At 53.4% G+C, this 16,861-nt stretch carries 12 protein-coding genes; 4 read left to right on the top strand and 8 right to left on the bottom strand.

The features are described from left to right. Positions 1 to 52: 52 nt before the first annotated feature. The gene (recC, locus tag HMPREF9370_RS06000) at positions 53 to 3,286 is read left to right on the top strand and encodes an exodeoxyribonuclease V subunit gamma (RefSeq protein ID WP_009116489.1); all 3,234 of its coding nucleotides are present in this window, start codon (positions 53 to 55) and stop codon (positions 3,284 to 3,286) included. 106 nt (positions 3,287 to 3,392) lie between these two features. On the opposite strand, the gene HMPREF9370_RS05995 is transcribed toward recC, so the two are convergent. Both HMPREF9370_RS05995 and HMPREF9370_RS05990 read right to left on the bottom strand, forming a co-directional pair. Next, entirely contained in the window at positions 3,393 to 4,094 is a 702-nt protein-coding gene (locus HMPREF9370_RS05995) for a DsbA family protein (RefSeq protein WP_040667507.1), read from the bottom strand. A gap of 207 nt (positions 4,095 to 4,301) precedes the next feature. Next, a complete protein-coding gene (locus HMPREF9370_RS05990) occupies positions 4,302 to 5,549 on the bottom strand; it encodes a DUF2254 domain-containing protein (RefSeq protein WP_040666979.1) in 1,248 nt (415 codons plus the stop codon). Positions 5,550 to 5,771: 222 nt separating this feature from the next. Here HMPREF9370_RS05990 and HMPREF9370_RS05985 point away from each other — a divergent pair, with 222 nt between their 5' ends. Together HMPREF9370_RS05985 and HMPREF9370_RS05980 are read left to right on the top strand one after the other, a co-directional pair. Beyond that, complete coding sequence (locus tag HMPREF9370_RS05985; protein WP_009116486.1) at positions 5,772 to 6,746, top strand: PhoH family protein; 975 nt, start codon at positions 5,772 to 5,774, stop codon at positions 6,744 to 6,746. Positions 6,747 to 6,794: 48 nt separating this feature from the next. Beyond that, positions 6,795 to 7,394 (top strand): LURP-one-related/scramblase family protein, encoded by a 600-nt coding sequence (locus HMPREF9370_RS05980; protein ID WP_009116485.1) that lies wholly within the window; start codon positions 6,795 to 6,797, stop codon positions 7,392 to 7,394. A gap of 86 nt (positions 7,395 to 7,480) precedes the next feature. On the opposite strand, the gene HMPREF9370_RS05975 is transcribed toward HMPREF9370_RS05980, so the two are convergent. From HMPREF9370_RS05975 to HMPREF9370_RS05960, 4 genes are all read right to left on the bottom strand, one after another. Next, positions 7,481 to 8,425 (bottom strand): bile acid:sodium symporter family protein, encoded by a 945-nt coding sequence (locus HMPREF9370_RS05975; protein WP_009116484.1) that lies wholly within the window; start codon positions 8,423 to 8,425, stop codon positions 7,481 to 7,483. Between the two features lie 476 nt (positions 8,426 to 8,901). Further along, entirely contained in the window at positions 8,902 to 10,041 is a 1,140-nt protein-coding gene (locus HMPREF9370_RS05970; RefSeq protein ID WP_009116482.1) for a glycerate kinase, read from the bottom strand. Positions 10,042 to 10,077: 36 nt separating this feature from the next. Then, positions 10,078 to 10,305, bottom strand: a complete 228-nt coding sequence (locus HMPREF9370_RS05965) for a hypothetical protein (RefSeq protein WP_040667505.1) — start codon at positions 10,303 to 10,305, stop codon at positions 10,078 to 10,080. Positions 10,306 to 10,340: 35 nt separating this feature from the next. Beyond that, positions 10,341 to 11,285 carry a class I SAM-dependent methyltransferase gene (locus HMPREF9370_RS05960; protein WP_009116480.1) on the bottom strand — a complete coding sequence of 315 codons (945 nt, stop codon included), beginning with the start codon at positions 11,283 to 11,285 and terminating at the stop codon, positions 10,341 to 10,343. A gap of 162 nt (positions 11,286 to 11,447) precedes the next feature. Here HMPREF9370_RS05960 and HMPREF9370_RS05955 point away from each other — a divergent pair, with 162 nt between their 5' ends. Then, on the top strand, positions 11,448 to 12,578 hold the full coding sequence (locus tag HMPREF9370_RS05955; RefSeq protein ID WP_009116478.1) for a M14 family metallopeptidase: 1,131 nt from the start codon (positions 11,448 to 11,450) through the stop codon (positions 12,576 to 12,578). A 63-nt stretch (positions 12,579 to 12,641) separates the two neighbouring features. Here the strand turns inward: HMPREF9370_RS05955 and HMPREF9370_RS05950 are convergent, their stop codons facing one another. Both HMPREF9370_RS05950 and recB read right to left on the bottom strand, forming a co-directional pair. Continuing rightward, the gene (locus HMPREF9370_RS05950; protein WP_040666977.1) at positions 12,642 to 13,049 is read right to left on the bottom strand and encodes a hypothetical protein; all 408 of its coding nucleotides are present in this window, start codon (positions 13,047 to 13,049) and stop codon (positions 12,642 to 12,644) included. Between the two features lie 156 nt (positions 13,050 to 13,205). Then, on the bottom strand, positions 13,206 to 16,811 hold the full coding sequence (gene recB / locus HMPREF9370_RS05945) for an exodeoxyribonuclease V subunit beta (RefSeq protein WP_009116476.1): 3,606 nt from the start codon (positions 16,809 to 16,811) through the stop codon (positions 13,206 to 13,208). Positions 16,812 to 16,861: the final 50 nt, after the last annotated feature.

The raw sequence follows: 16,861 nt of genomic DNA, 5'->3' as shown, positions 1-16,861 counted from the left end.
GCCCGCTTATCCGCTATAATGCCTGTCTGAAAACACTTTCCAAGCCAAGCCCATGCTTTATCTTTACCAATCCAACCGCCTCGAAGACCTTGCCGAGCTTTTGCAGGCTGTCAAAACGCGCCAACCTTTGCGCCACCTGCTCGCCTCGGAAGAAATCATCGTGCAGAGCCAGGGCATGCGGCGATTTCTCAGCAGGCATCTGGCGCGCGAAACCGGTATCGCCGCCAACCTCAAATTCAGCCTGCCCGCCGGCCTGGCTTGGCGGCTGATGCGCGACACCTTGCCCGACATCCCCGCGCTCAACCCGTTTTCCCCCGAAGTGATGCGCTGGCGGCTGCTCGGTTTGTTTTCAGACAGGCATTTCCATCATGCCCCCGAGTTTGCACTCAGCCGCGCCGCACTCGGCACCTACCTGCAACGCGGCGGCAATGCTGCCTACCAACTGGCTGGTCAGATGGCCGATATTTTCGACCAATACCTGATTTACCGCGCCGACTGGCTGGATACCTGGCAGGCTGGCAAAATGCTCGGGCTGGGCGACGACGAAGCCTGGCAAGCGGAGCTTTGGCGCTTTCTCGACGACGGCTCTCAAACTGCGCCGCACCGTGCTGCCTTGTGGCAGCAGTTTCTCGGCGCACTGGATAAAGCCAAGCTGCCCGAACGCTTTTTCGTGTTCGGCATCGCCACCCTCGCGCCGCTTTATCTGGAGCTGCTGCAAGCCCTGTCACAACATTGCGACATCCATGTTTTCGCCCTCAACCCGAGCAGCGAATACTGGGGCAACATCATCGAGCCGGCGCAAATCCTCAAAAACGGCACCGACATTGATTTAAGCCAAAGCGGCCATCCGCTGCTGGCTTCACTCGGCAAACAAGGGCGCGACTTTTTCGACGCGCTGATAGAAGCGGGCGCGCAAACCGAGCTGGCCGTTTATTCCGATGCCGCCGCGTCCGAAAGCCTGCTGCACCGCCTGCAACACGACATCCAAACCCTTAGCCTGCCCGCCGCTGCGGAAACACCGTCCGAACCCGACGGCAGCATCCGCATCGTGTCCGCCCACAGCCCCTTGCGCGAATTGCAGATTCTCAAAGACCACATCCTGCGCGTTTTAAACGAGCACCCGGGCTGGCAGCCGCACGACATCGCCGTGCTCACCCCCAACATCGAACCGTACAGCCCCTATATCGAAGCCGTATTCGGCCGCCAAACCGGCGGCGGCCAAGCTTTGCCCTATTCCGTTTCCGACGTCAAACTCAGCCGCCGCCAGCCGCTTTTACACGCGCTGGAACAAACGCTGGAATTACTGGAAAGCCGCTTTGAAACCGACAAAGTACTGCCGCTTTTGGAAAACGAAACCGTGCTGCGCCGCTTCGGCCTCAGCCGCCAAGACCTGCCGCTGCTGCACGAAACCGTGGCGCAGCTCAACATCCATTGGGGCATGGGCGGCGAGATGCGCGGCGGCAGAGACACCTTGTTCACTTGGCAGCAGGGGCTCGACCGCTTGGTGCTCGGCTGGATGATGCCCGGCAACACCGGCACCTTGTGGCAAAACATCAGTGCCCTGCCCGGCAACTTAAACCTGCTCGAACCACTAAGCCGTTTCGCCGCCTTCATCCGCACTTTGGCAAACATCCGGCGCGATTGGCAGCAGGCGGCCGACGTGCCCGAGTGGACACAACGCGTGCGCCGCCTGACAACGCGTCTGTTCCAACCCGAAAGCGGCGACCAACATGCCGTGCAGCAAATCGAACAAGCACTTGCCCAATGGCAGGAAGAAGCCGCATTGGCCGGTTTCAGACAGGCATTGCCACAACACACTGCCATCCACCACATCACCCGTTTTCTCGAAAGCCGCAGCGAAGCCGGCTTCCTGCGCAGCGGCATCACCTTTTGCAGCATGGTGCCGATGCGCAGCCTGCCCTTTAAAATGCTCTGCCTTATCGGCCTGAACGACACCGACTTCCCGCGCAACACCCGCGCTTCCGGCTTCGACCTGATTGCCCGCCATCCGCGCAAAGGCGACCGCGCCCGCCGCGACGATGACCGCTATCTCTTCCTCGAAGCCCTGATGAGCGCGCGCGAAATCCTCTATCTTTCCTATCAAGGCCGCAGCATACAGAATAACGACCTGCTCGCCCCTTCCGCCCTGCTGCCCGAACTTATCGACACCCTCTCCGCCATGACCGGCCTGCCGCCCGAACAATTGTCGGAGCAAATGATTGAAAACCACCCGCTGCAAGCCTTTTCACCGCAATACTTTGTTTCAGACAGGCATTACACCAGCAGCCGCAGCGACTATGCCGAAGCGCTCAACCGCCCGCAAAAACCCGTGCAGCCGTTTTTCAGCCGACCTTTGGCCGAACCCGAAACCGCCTGCACCGTCAGCCACGGCCGCCTGATACAGTTTTGGCGCAATCCCGTGCGCGCGTGGCTGCAGCAAAACCTCAACTGGCGCGAGCCTTACATTGATGAAGCTTGGGATTCCGCCGAGCCTTTCACGCCCGAGCACTCGGGCCGCATCACCGCCGAATACACCGCCGCCCGCCGCCACAATCAAGATTTCAACCGCACCGCCGAGCGGCTGGCCGCCGAAAGCATGCTGCCCGCGGGCGAGTTGGGCAAACTTTGGCGCAACGAATTCGAAGCCAAAGCCAAATCACTCGATACTGCGTTGGTGCAAAGCCCCAAGCTGCACTCCGTGCCCTACACGCTCACGCTCGGCAAACACACGCTGGAAGGCAGCCTCGGCAAACTTTACCGTCACGGGCTGATTGATTTTCAAAACGAACAGCCCAACGCCCCGCGCCAGATAGAGCTGATGCTGGAGCACCTGATTTTCAACGCCGTTCGCCCCGACGGCACGGAAAGCTTCCAAAGCCACTGGCTTCTGCCCGGCAATCCGACCATCCTGCCCGAAATTCCGCAGGAAAAAGCCCAAAGCCTGCTCACCCTTTGGCTGGATTACTACGTTCTCGGCCAAACCCGGCCGCTGCCCTTCCTCCCCAAAACCAACCTTGCCGCCGCCAAAGCATGGTTAAACCCCGGTAAAGACGATCCTGCCGACAAAGCCAAAAAAGAAGCCTATAAAGCCTACAACGGCTCCAAAATGAGCACCGGTCAGCGCGAATATACCGAAGTGGATCTGGTGTTCGGTTCCGCAGGCGAAGCGCCGCCGGAGCAGCAGCTTTTTTGGACGCTCACAGAGCAAATGCTCGTTCCCACATTAAGCGCCTGCCCCTGCTTGCAGAAAAATGAAGGTAATAAAACCGAAACCGAAGCCGAATAAACCATGCCTGTCTGAAAAAGTTTTCAGACAGGCATTGGCATTTTGAATCTTAAATCGTTTCTGCAACCGAACCGACTTGCCGTATAGTCAACCAGCAGTTGATTAGCTATATAGATACTTTCTCCGAAGCCTTTACCTCGTTCTCAACCCACGCCTCCAACGCCTCCTCACTCAGCTGCTTTAATAATTTGCCATTCACATAAAAAGTGGGAGTGCCACGGACGTTGACAGCTTCCACATCAACAGTATCGGCTTCCAACAACTCGGCAATCTCCGCCGAACCTGCAACTTTGCGCGCCCTTGCCTCATCCAATCCTGCTTTAACTGCAGCCGCCCAAGCCGCTTGGGCTTTTTTATCCCGAATCCAATCCGGCTGCACCGCCAAAACAGCCTCAAGCACCGGCCCGTACAGCCCCTGCTCGCGCGCTGCTTCCAACAAACGTGCCGCCTCATCAGAACTTTTATGGAACAACGCATAACGGATAATCACTCTGACTTGATCCGGATGATTATTCAAAATTTCCTGCACAACCGGATGGTATCTGCGGCAACTGCTACATGCCGGGTCAAAAAATTCAACCAATGTTACACGCGCATCTTGTTTTCCGATCACCACCGAACGGCTGCGCTCCAAAATTTTTCTGTCTACCCCTTCTTTCGGCGGAGTGGCCGGAGGCAGTAATTTAACCGCAACGGCCAAATTCCGCGCTGCCGCTTTTACCGTGCCCCTGTTTTGATAGGCCGCCACCCCGCTTACTGCAAAAACAGCCAGCAAGCCAATGGCAACCATCTTTTTACTGTCTTTCATAAAACCCCTTAAAAACAATCCTAAATAAATATGCCTTTCAGACAGGCTTTTCTGTGTTTTACCCATTAAATACAGCCTGCCATTGTACTGGCCCACTATTTATCAAAGAACATGTTTCAAGCTAAAAGGCAAGATTATGAGATGAGGGAAATCAAGCTGCCACCACAAATAAAATAAGCTTTATCTGCGGCAACAAGCCTATTACGTTTATGAAACCGAGCCGAACAAAGCCTTATGCTTTTGACGCAGTGTGTCCACGTCAGGCGCAAAACCCAATTCCTGCTCCGCGCGCTTGAACGCCAAAGCCGACATCTCTTTCGCAGCACGCGACACTTCCGTTTCAGGAACCGATTTCCAAATCCCGGCCAGCACTTTCTGCATAACCAGCCCTACTTCCAAGATGCCTGCACCGTCGCGGGCGAGCGGAGCGAAGCCGTCGCGCACCCAGTCGCCGCAATCCAAAGGTTTAATCGCCAACCGGTCGTAACTTTTCTTGTTTTCTTCCTCATCAGGCTTGGTATCCACCAATAGGCGCATCATGCGGGTCATCACATTAATGGCCGTGCCCGGATCGTTCACAGCAGGCGAAAGTGCCCGCTGTGCGGCCTCGCTCATCACGATAAATCCCCAACTCGGGTCTTGCGCATAGTTGCGCTCCACTTCAAGCACGAAGCAGTTGTGCAAATCCGCCGCCTCTTCGCCGCCTTTGTCCACCATTGCCAGCACCGTACCGGGCATAATCAGTTCGCCGGGGCGCACGGCGATATAAATATGCCAATCCTGCGCTTCGGCTTTGCTTTGCAAAGTCGCCATATCGATGTGAGTGAGGTAGCCGCTGGATTGGGCTTCAACCATCACACTCTTCTGCCCGATATTGCCATGCCATGTTGCGCCCATATTCGGCTGTGTCCGGTAGTTCAATAAAGAATTTTCGGCAGCCGCATGGATTTTGTTTAAAGTATTGCCCATCCGCCCCAGTTGCGACAAAGTGTGCACCCAGCGTATTAACGTAACAATCAGGTAAACCAGCACCAAAATCGTGCTGACAAACAGCACGAAACGGCCGTTTTGCCCGTAAAACTCCATGCCCAGCGCCGTCCTTGCCACAATTGCGTAAATAAAGGCAGAGATAAAGCTGGCAATCGCTATGCGCGTATTGTTGTCGCCCATCACCAGCTCGGTTGCGCGCGGCGTTGCCCCGCTGGCGGCAGAAGAGAATGCCGATACCATAATCGAGAGTGAAAACGTGCTCACGGCCAGCATGCTCGAAGCAATCACATCCAGCAGCCCTTCCAGCGTGCTCAATTCGATTTTCGGCAGAATGTCTTCCGGCAGGTAAATATTGAACAAACGCGCCATAAATGCAAAAAGCACCGCAAACAAAGCGCCCAAAGTCGGGTTAATCCACAATTTGTTACTCGGTTTTTTAAACGCCAGCAACCATCTGTACATCATTTTTTTTAATTCCTTCCGATTAACCGCCCGTTCGTACACAAAAACGGCGGCATAATTGCAAACGCCGTAATGTAACACAAACTGCGTACCCAAACGGCACAATCAGCATTCCGCGGTATAACTTTGCCGATAATGCGCCGCACGGCTTGATTTTTCGGCACATAAGCCCAATAAACCGTGTATCCGTCCATATATATTTAGAGAAAGATTTAACACAACAGTATGAGCCATACCGTACACCTGAAATTTGAAGACATCGACAATATCGTGCTCCAACGCCTCACCGGCGCACTGGATACCAACCTCAACACCTTAGCCAAAGCGCTCGATATCGAAATCAGCCGCCGCTTCAGCGACTTCACCTTTATCGGCGAACTCGCGCACGCCGGACGCCGCGCACTTCTGGCGCTGGCCGAAACCGCCGAAAGCCGCGATTTGGAAAACAACGACATCCAACTGGCCGCAGTTGAAGCCAAAACCGCAGATGCGGAACACATCGAGCAGCGGCAAGACAAGCAATACTATCTGCAAACCAAGCGCGGCAGCATCGGCGGGCGCACGCCCCGTCAAAACGGCTACATCCGCGCCCTGCTCAATCACGATATCGTGTTCGGCTTAGGCCCCGCCGGCACGGGCAAAACCTACCTTGCCGTTGCCGCCGCCGTCGATGCCATGGAAAAGCGCCAAATCGAACGCATCGTTTTGGTGCGCCCCGCAGTGGAAGCCGGCGAAAAACTGGGCTTTCTGCCCGGCGATTTGGCGCAAAAAGTCGACCCCTACCTGCGCCCGCTCTACGACGCCCTTTACGATTTGATGGGTTTCGACCGCGTTACCAAACTTTTGGAAAAAGGCTTGATCGAAATCGCCCCGCTGGCCTACATGCGCGGCCGCACGCTTAACGGCGCGTATGTGATTCTCGACGAAGCGCAAAACACCACGCCCGAGCAGATGAAGATGTTCCTCACCCGCATCGGCTTCGGCGCCAAAGCCGTGATTACCGGCGATTTGAGCCAAATAGACCTGCCCAAAAACATCAAATCCGGCTTGAAAGACGCCAAAGAAAAACTGCGCGACATCGAAGGCCTGTATTTCCACACCTTTACCAGCGAAGACGTGGTGCGCCACCCGCTCGTGCAGAAAATCGTCGAAGCCTACGACGCTGCCGACGAGCGTGCCGGCGCATCCATGCCTGTCTGAAAACGGACAACATAAAGTTCTACAAAGTTACAAACCATCGGAATCAGCATGCAAAACTTAAATTACCCTTTAAATTTCCAGTTCAAAATCTTCACACCCTCCAACGACTTCACCGTTACCGACAACAACGGGCAGGAAGTGGCTTACACGCGGCAGAAAATTTTCCGCATTAAAGAAGCCGTTGAAGTTTATGAAAACAGCCGCCGCGAAAAAGTGCGCTACACGCTCAAGGCAGACCGCATCATTGATTTCAACGCGGTTTATTCCCTGCGCGACGAGCAAACCGGCGAATTGGTCGGCAAGCTCAAGCGCGAAGGCGTGCGCTCGCTCTGGCGCACGAGCTATCTGTTTTTAGATGCGGCCGGCAACACCGTGTTTACCGTAAAAGAAGAAAACCCGTGGATAGCCGTGGCCGACGGCGTGCTCAGCGAAATTCCGGTTATCGGCATGATCAGCGGCTATTTGCTGAACCCCACTTATAACGTAACCGACGCGCAAGGCAGGAAAGTGTTTGTGTTGCAGAAAACCGCTTCGCTTATGGAGCGCAGATTCAGCCTGCAGAAAACGGGCGATGCCACGCCCGAGCAGGAAACGCTGGTGGTATTGGGCTTGATGATGCTGATGCTGCAAGCCCGTGGAAACGGTTGATAAACTATCAAAACTGTCTGAAGCTGCATAAACAATGCCTGTCTGAAAACGTTTTTCAGACAGGCATTTCCATATAAGGCCAAGCGCTAAGATTCTTGCTCTTCTTTCTCCGCCTTAGCCGCCCAATAAGAAGCCAAAAGCGAGCCGGAAATATTGTGCCACACACTGAAAATAGCGCTGGGCACGGCAGCAAGCGGGCTGAAGTAGGAAGCCGCCAGCGCCGCGCCCAAACCCGAATTCTGCATACCCACCTCAATCGCCAGCGTTTTTTGCGCATCATAAGGCAGCCTGCACAATTTGGCCGCCAGAAAGCCCAACAGATAGCCGATGCCGTTGTGCAGCATCACCACGCCCAAAATCAACAGGCCGCTTTCCGCAATTTTCGGCTTACTCGCGCCAATTACCGCGCCGATAATCAACACAATCGCCGCCACCGACACCACCGGCAGAATGCCCGCCGCCGCCTCGGTTTGCTTTTTAAACAGCACATGGGCCGCAATGCCCAACACCACGGGCAGCAACACGATTTTCAGAATCGATACAAACATCGAAGCGGCGGAAATATCGAGCCATTTATGCGCCAAAAGGTAAAACACGGCGGGCGTAAGCAGCGGCGCCAGCAGTGTGGAAACCGACGTTACCGCCACCGAAAGCGCCACATTGCCTTTGGCCAGATAAGTAATCACATTCGATGCCGTGCCGCCCGGGCAGGAACCGACCAAAATCACGCCTACGGCAATTTCCGGCGGCAATTTTAAAGCTACCGCCAACGCATAAGCCACCAGCGGCATAATTACAAACTGCGCCGCCACGCCGGCCAACACGGCTTTCGGATGCTGACACAAAATCTTGAAATCGGCAGGCGCCAGCGTCAGCCCCATGCCGAACATCACAATACCCAAAAGCCACGGCACAACCGGCAGCACCCATTTAAACGTTTCGGGCGCAAAAAAGCCAATGGCTGCAAATAAAGCCGCCCACAGGGCAAAAGTTTGGCCGACAAAGCGGCCTATGCGGTTGAGCATTTCCATCTCAAATATCCGTATCGGTTAAACAAAGCGCGTAAGGATACCCTGTTTCTCGGCGTAACAAAAGCTTGGCATTCGTAAGCTGTGCGGATGTGATGATAGCCAGTAATGTGCTCTTTATAAGATTATTTTTAAATGACACGCAAAATTGATTGCAATTACAATATGCTTTTGATATTATGACAAATAGGTAAATTTTTAATTTAAATATTACCTACTTAATTTTATTATTAATAATAAGGAATAAGGAGTAAATATCATGAAACAAATGAAACAATTAGATATGTCAGAACTGAAACAAGTGTCTGGTGGCCGATGCTGGCAAATTTGGGGACCTTTTTTCTTTTGTTCGTAGTAAAATATTTTTACTTTAAGTTTTTAATTCACTAATATTTTAAGTAAACCAATTTCATGTTGAAATGAAAAATCAATACCTGTCTGAAAAACAGTTTTTCAGACAGGCATTACACTCCGCCATCTTATCTATTCGACACCACCAAATAAAACCTGCCGATATTCTCTGCTGCCGAAATCAGATTGGCCCGCCCTTGCTGCAAAGTTTCTTGCAAGCTGCCGGCGCTTCGGATAATGGGAAACACCGCATCAATGCCTGCATCGTAAACGGCTGCATAATCAGCCCCCAAACTGCCCACGATGGCAATCACCGGTTTACCGAAGCGTTTGGCGAGCTTGGCCACACCGGCAGGCGTTTTGCCGCGCACGCTTTGGCCGTCCATCCGCCCTTCTCCGGTAATCACCCAATCGGCATCCTTAATTTTCTCCGCCAACCCCACGGCTTCCATCACAATCTCAACACCGCTTTTCAGACAGGCATTGGGCAATAAAAGCAAACCACCGCCCATACCACCCGCCGCTCCGGCGCCCGGATGATGCGCAATCGAAATGCCCGAATCCCGCTCGACAATATGCGCAAACCGGTTCAGCGCCGCATCCAGTTCCGCAACCATTTGCGGCGTAGCACCTTTCTGCGGGCCGAACACGGCCGACGCGCCCTGTTCCCCGCACAAAGGATTATCCACATCACATGCCACTTCAACCGCAACCTCTTTCAGACAGGCATCCAACCCGCTCAGATCGATACGCGCCAAGCCCGCCAAAGCCGCGCCGCCCGGCGGCAATTCCGTGCCGTCAGCATCCAGCAGGCGCGCGCCCAAAGCCTGCAACATACCCGCCCCGCCGTCATTGGTGGCGCTGCCGCCTATGCCCAAAATAATTTTGCCGACACCGGCTTCAAGCGCCGCGCGAATCAGTTCGCCCGTGCCGTAGCTCGTGGTGATTAACGGGTTGCGTTTTTCATGCGGTACCAAGTGCAGGCCGGAAGCGGCGGCCATTTCGATAAACGCCGTTTTTCCGTCGCCCGACAAACCGAACGAAGCCGCCACCCTATCCCCCAACGGCGCACGCACCTCAACCGTTTGCCGCCGCCCGCCCGTGGCATCCAGCAGCGACTGAACCGTGCCCTCGCCGCCGTCGGCCATCGGCACTTTCACATATTCCGCATCCGGCAGCGCTTTTTTCAAACCGCACTCCACCGCGTCTGCCGCTTCCTGCGCGGTCAGGCTTTCCTTAAACGAATCGGGCGCGATAAGAATTTTCATTGCATATTGCTCTTAACAATGCCTGTCTGAAACAGATTAATAGCCATACGGGTACGGGCGGCGGCGCGGACGCTCGATAATTACCGGCTGTGTGTCGTGATAAATCACCGTGGTACCCGGCGGCGCGTTGACGGTAACGGTTTTGTTAACGGTGGTTTCGCTCTGCACAGGTAAATTCAGCACGGCGCGGCGGCCGTAAGGCGTTTCCGAATAATAGCAGCCGCCCAAAAGCAGGCTGCCGATCAGTAAAACTTTGATATTCATCGTTTTCATCCTTTTCATCCTTTTCAGACAGGCATTTAACGGCGCCTGATTTCCCAACACTGATGAATTTTTTTGTTGCGGAAATCTTCCGGCACCGACTGGGCGGAAATGTCTTTTACCTGATAACGCTCAGTCAACGCGTCATCCAGCTTAAAGCTGCGCAGATTATTGGAAAAATACAAAATGCCCTCAGGCACCAGCAGCTTCATCGCATCATCAACCAGCCGCACATGGTCGCGCTGGATGTCGAGGATATCCAGCATTTTTTTGCTGTTGGAAAAGCTCGGCGGATCCATCACAATCAGATCGAAACGTTTGCCTTCGCGAATGCCTGCCTGAAGATATTGGAACACATCGGCGCGGATGATTTGATGCCGGGTTTCGTCTATGCCGTTCAATTCAAAATTTCGGCGCGCCCAATCCAGATAAGTGTTCGACAAATCAACGGTTTCACTGCTCGCCGCGCCGCTCGTGGCCGCATAAACGGTGAAGCTTCCGGTGTAGGAAAACAGGTTTAAAAAGCGCTTGCCCTGCGCAATCTCTCCCACTTTTTTGCGCGTGTTGCGATGGTCGAGAAACAGGCCGGTATCCAGATATTTTTCCAGATTCACCCAGAATTTGCACCCGTTTTCGTGCACGATAAAATCCTCGCCCGCCTTACCGGTTTTCTCGTATTGCTGCGTACCTTTCTGCCGTTCGCGCCGCTTCAAGTGAATATGCGTTGCGGGAAATCCGGTTACAAAAGCCACCGCCTCTACCACTTCGGCCAGCCAGACTTCATATTCTTCCGGCGCCATTTTCCAACCGGTATCGTATTCCTGCAGATGGATTTGTTCGCCGTACACATCAACCGCAAACGGGAATTGCGGAATATCGCGGTCATACATTCGCCACGCCTCAATGCCGTTGCGCCGCGCCCATTTCAAATAATGCTTGATGTTTTTGCCCAAACGGTTGGAAAAAGATTGGATGTCGCTCATGAATCAAATGCCTGTCTGAAAATTCCGCTTATTCTACCCGATTGCGCCGCTAGCGGTGAAAACGGCATGCCCGCACTTCGCGTTTGCAGCCATACCCTTTCACAATCGCCCGACGCGGCTTTATAATATCCCAATTTATTAATGCCGATACAGGAAAGCAGCATGTTGAAAATCAGCACCCGTTTTGATGCAGGCGCCGTGGTTGTGAAAGACTTGGCCGACGCTTCAAACATCCGCCTCGAAATCCGCCCCGATAATGCGTCCGACTTCGCCCAATGGTTTTATTTCCGCCTGCAGGGCGCGGCCTACACGCCCTGCACCATGCATTTTGAAAATGCGGCACAATGCGCCTATCCCGACGGCTGGATCGATTACCAAGCCTGCGCCTCCTACGACCGGCAAAACTGGTTCCGCGTGCCCACACGCTATGAAAACGGCGTGCTTACCATCGAACACACACCGCTGGCCAACAGCATTTACTACGCCTATTTCGAGCCTTACTCCGGCGAACAACACCTCAACCTGCTCGGCGATGCGCAAGGTAGCGGGCTTTGCCAAATCGAAGATTTGGGCAGCACCGTCGAAGGCCGCGACATTAACCTGCTTACCGTCGGCAATCAGGTTGAAAGCGATTTGAAAGTGTGGATTATCGCGCGCCAGCATCCGGGCGAAACCATGGCCGAATGGTTTATCGAAGGCCTGCTCGCCCGCCTGCTCGACCCGCAAGACCCGACCGCCCGCGCCCTGCTCGACCAAGCCACGTTCTATATTGTGCCGAACATGAACCCCGACGGCTCTGCTTTGGGCAACCTGCGCACCAACGCCGCCGGCGCCAACCTCAACCGCGAATGGCTTGAGCCGACGCCGGAAAAAAGCCCTGAAGTGTTTTATGTTCGCCAAAAAATGCATGAAACCGGCATGGATTTATTCCTCGACATCCACGGCGACGAAGCCATTCCCTATGTTTTCGCGGCAGGCACAGAAGGCGTGCCCAACTACAACGCGCGCATCGCCGGCTTGGAAGACCGCTTCAAAGCCGCACTCAAAACCGCCAGCCCCGATTTTCAGGATGAATTCGGCTACCCGAAAGACGAACCCGGCCAAGCCAATTTAACGCTCGCCGCCAACTATGTGGGCAACACGTTCAACTGCCTCTCCTACACTTTGGAAATGCCGTTTAAAGACAACAACAATATGCCCGACGACGATTTCGGCTGGAACGGCCAGCGCTCCCTGCGCTTGGGCGAAGCCAGTTTGTCGGCGGTGTTGGCCGTGTTGCCTCATGTGAGATAAATGTTTTGATAAGAAATGCCTGTCTGAAAAAAGTTTTCAGACAGGCATTTCTTCAATCCGATATCAAGGTATGGTATTGATTTCCTTACGGGCAAATTTCCATTTCAGGCCATAACCCAACACCATCGGAACGATGGCCAAAATCACTTTGAATGTCCAAGTGGCATACCACGGCTTGCCCACTACGATGGTTTCGCCTGACACACCCGCCGCGATTAAATCGCGTACGGCATACCAATCCAAATACGGCCACCAGCAAGCCACCAGCAAGCCTAAAAATACCGGCCAAATCCAGCTGGTCAAATGGCGCTGCCACAACATGAAAAACACGCCCGCCCAAATCAAGGTTAAGGCGGAAATCAGCAGCGCGGTTTGCGTGGGTGCGCCGAAATAGGAAACGAGAAAAAAAGTGAGTACCACCCAAAGGGCGGCAAGCACGGCCATGATAAGCTCTTCCGGGCGTTTGAACATTTGGAAAATCCTTTGTCGGTTGTCTGTTTGCGGTTTGTTTTTTCGGAATATACCTGAAATCGCAGGGTTTGGATATGCCTGTCTGAAAAGCGGAATGCCCCGCCGATTAACCCGCCTTCCCAGCTGCCGCATCCTGTTTCAGACAGGCATTCTGATTCACAGCCATTCCTGCAAATCCGCCTTATCGAGCTGCCAGCGCCATACGCCGCCATCTTCACTGCCCAAGCCGCGCAAAAATAAATAGCGTACGCAAATGGTGTTGAACTCGGCATTTTGCTGCTGCAAATAGCGGGCAACCGCCACGGCATAAATCATGGCTTGCAGATAATAATGGTGCGCCGCCATCGCTTCATCCATCGCGTCCTGCGTATAGGCTTGCTGCCCTGCGCCGAGATAATTGGATTTATAGTCAATCACGCAGACATTACCTTCGCCGTCGATACAGGTCATGTCGATAAAACCGCTGAGAAACCCTTTTACCGTGTCGAAATCCAAATGCTGCGCGACGGCAATGCAGCCCGGCGGCAATGCGAGATTCGGGCGCGCAAACCATGCTTTCAGCCCGGCCGGGCTGAACTCTTCCACTTTGAGCATAAAATCCATTTCCGGCAAACGGTTTCGGGCGGGCAAATCCGCCAAGGCCAAACGGTTAAACAATTCGGCATGCGCCGCCTTATCCAGCATACCGCATACTGCATCCAGCCATTCTTCACCAAAACCGTAGCGCGCCAGCGTTTCTACAATTTGTGCCTGCTGCTCGGATGCCGGACGGTTAAATTCAAAATGCTCCAAAAGCTCATGCAAACACACGCCCGCATGGGTTCCGCGCGGAAAATGGTGGATATCGTAAACATCATCGCCCACCATTCTGTTTTCAGACAGGCTTTCTGCCAAATTGCTCTGTGCCAAGCCTGCTTCTGCCGCATCTACCGCAGGTTGCAACTCTTCGCGCTCCGGTGCGGCAGCGGCGGATAAATCGCGCAGCAAGCCGGTAAAGCTGGTATGCCGGATGTGTTCAAACGCACGCGCCGGCGGCGTCCAAGCTTGAAACCTGTTTTCAGAATAAGCTTGAGGGCGGACTCCGGCAGTTTCTGGCGCACCCTGCAACCAAGCAATATCGGTATCCTCAGGCGCATTTTGTATCAAACGCTGCCAATTTTGCAGCAGCATCTTTTTTTCTCCTTCCGCCTTGTTGGTCTTTTTTTCTGCCGCATACTCAGCTTCTATTTCTGCCCTCGTTGCTTCTTCGCTGCCTGCCAAAAGATAAGAAAACGTGTTTCTGGCACTGCCGTTAAAGTAAGCTGCATAAATGGTAAGCTGCTCTTCGGCACGCGTCATCGCCACATAAAGCAGGCGCAGCCGCTCGCCCAATTCTTCATCAGCCAAAGCATTTTTGTCTTCGTCGATCAGCTCGAGCGCAGACACCAATTGGCTGCCCGTTTCACGGTTGATAACCTGCCAATCTTCCGTTTTATAATCCGCTGCATCCCACACAAACGGGCAAAACACCACCGGATATTGCAAACCCTTCGACGCATGCATGGTTACGATTTTCACCAAAGCCTCATCGCTTTCCAGCCGCAAAGTTTTGTTTTCACCTGCCTCTTTACCGTTTTGCGCTTCGCTGATTTGCGCTTTCAGCCATTGGTGCAGCGACTCGGGCGATCGGCTCCGTTCGTCTTCTTCGGCCAACAACTCGACAATCTGATGATAATTGGTCAGGCTGCGCTCATTGCGCGCCGACAGCAGGCCGCCTTCCAAATCATAACGGGCGGCAAACTGCTGCATCGCCGGATAAATGCCGTGTTTCTGCCAAGTAGCCAAAGCGGTTTGCGCGGCGTTTATGTAATCCAGCAATTGATGCTCGTTTTGGTTCAGCGCATATAATTGCTCCGCCGTTTGGCCGAATAAAACGCTGCCCAACACAAAACGCAACGTCTCGGTTTCCTGCGGACGCAGCCAAAAAGCCAGCAAAGCCGCCACCGCGCGCGCCTCTTTCTCGGCAAACACGGAATGGCGTTGCAGCAGCACGCTCTGTATGCCGCGCGCTTTGAGAGCCGCGCCGATCATGCTGCCCTCGTCGCGCGTGCGTACCAACACGGCGATGTCTCCGGATTGCAAAGGGCGCGTTTTTAAGTTCAATACGCCCTCGGCCGCCCGGTTCAACATGGCGGCAATTTCATTGGCACAATATTCGGCGGCACGGCTGCGCAACACTTCTTTACTCAGCGACGCTTCGCCATCTTCATTCAACCAACGCACACGCAAAGCATGATTCACAGGTTTCAGACAGGCATCGGCGCGCGCCGCCGACACATCGGTGTAATCAATGCCTTTGAGTACAAAAGGGTGGGTTTTCTGCCGGAAAAACAGGCTGATGCTTTTTATCAGCGAATCGTGGCTGCGGTAATTTTTCGCCAAAGTATAGTGATGGTCGGCATCTTTCGCCGCTTTCAGATAGGCATGAATGTCCGCCCCCCTAAAGCTGTAAATCGCCTGCTTGGGATCGCCTACCAAAAATAAAGGATTGCCGTGGCGGATAAATGTTTTTTGGAAAATGCCGTATTGCAGCGGATCGGTATCTTGAAATTCATCAATCAGCGCCACCCGCCAAGTGTCGGCAACCATCTCGGCCAAAGCCCCGCTGTGCGGGCTGTTTTCATCGAGTGCGGCATAAACATCCAGCAGCAAATCGTCATAACCCCGCTCCCGATGTGTTTGCTTGCGCAGCGCAACAGCGTCTTTCATGTAGTTCAAAAACTCCAGCTGCAATGCGGCAATGGCGGCCTGCTCCGCAGCTTGCTTGGCTTCGATGCCCCGACCTAAATCGGCCAAAAGGCCTAACTTATCGGCATTTTCATCCAGCGTTTTGCCTTTGTTGACATTACTTTTCAAAATTTCCAAATCAAATTTCGGCAAATACTTTTTATAAAGTTCTTTTTTTTCAGACAGGCATGGGTTTACCGCATCCTGCTGTAAAGCTGCAAACAACTCTTGCACGCTTTTTAGGGCATATGTTTTTTTATTGATTACAGGATAAATTTGCTTAAATATTGCTTCCAGCTCCGTTAATCCTGCGCACACTTTTGCCCATACTTTTGACAGTTCGGCTTCTCTTTCGGCCAAATCTACCCTGTTTGTCTCATACCGCAACATAGGCCTGCCGATATAAGTGCGCATTTTAGCAAGCACCGACTCTGGCGTGAGATTATGTTCAAACACCAAACGCGCCATCTCAGAATCATGCGCCACCTGTTCGCGCCAAAAATCCTGTGCCGCCGTTAATAAACGCTCATCACCGTCGGTTTCCAGTTCCATATCAAACGGCACTTGGCAAAAAAATGCGTAATCGCGCAACAAACGCTGGCAAAACCCGTGTATGGTATATATCGCCGCATTATCAAACTGCGAAATCGCCGCTTTCAAGCGCAAAACCAACAGCGCTTTCTGCTCCCGACTTAATGCTTTGTCCAACAGCTCGCGGAGAAAATCGTCAATCAAAGGCTTCTGATCATCCGGCTTTTCCAGCCAGCGGAGCGCTTCATCCAAACGCGAACGCAAACGGGTTTTCAATTCCGCCGTAGCCGCTTTGGTAAACGTTACCACCAGAATACCCTCAACCGACATTTTCTCCAGCAAAACCAATCGGGTAAATAAAGCAGCTATACCAAAAGTTTTGCCTGTACCGGCAGAAGCTTCGATAAGGTTTGTACCTTGAATAGGAATGGCCAGCGGATCAAAAGCGGCGATATGGGATTGCATAAGAAATGAAAAGCAGCTGAATTTGAAAAATAAAATTATATAGTAAATAA

The sequence above is a fragment of the Neisseria wadsworthii 9715 genome, from assembly GCF_000227765.1.
GTDB classification, from domain to species: Bacteria; Pseudomonadota; Gammaproteobacteria; order Burkholderiales; family Neisseriaceae; genus Neisseria; species Neisseria wadsworthii.
This window is presented reverse-complemented; position numbering and strand designations above follow the sequence as displayed.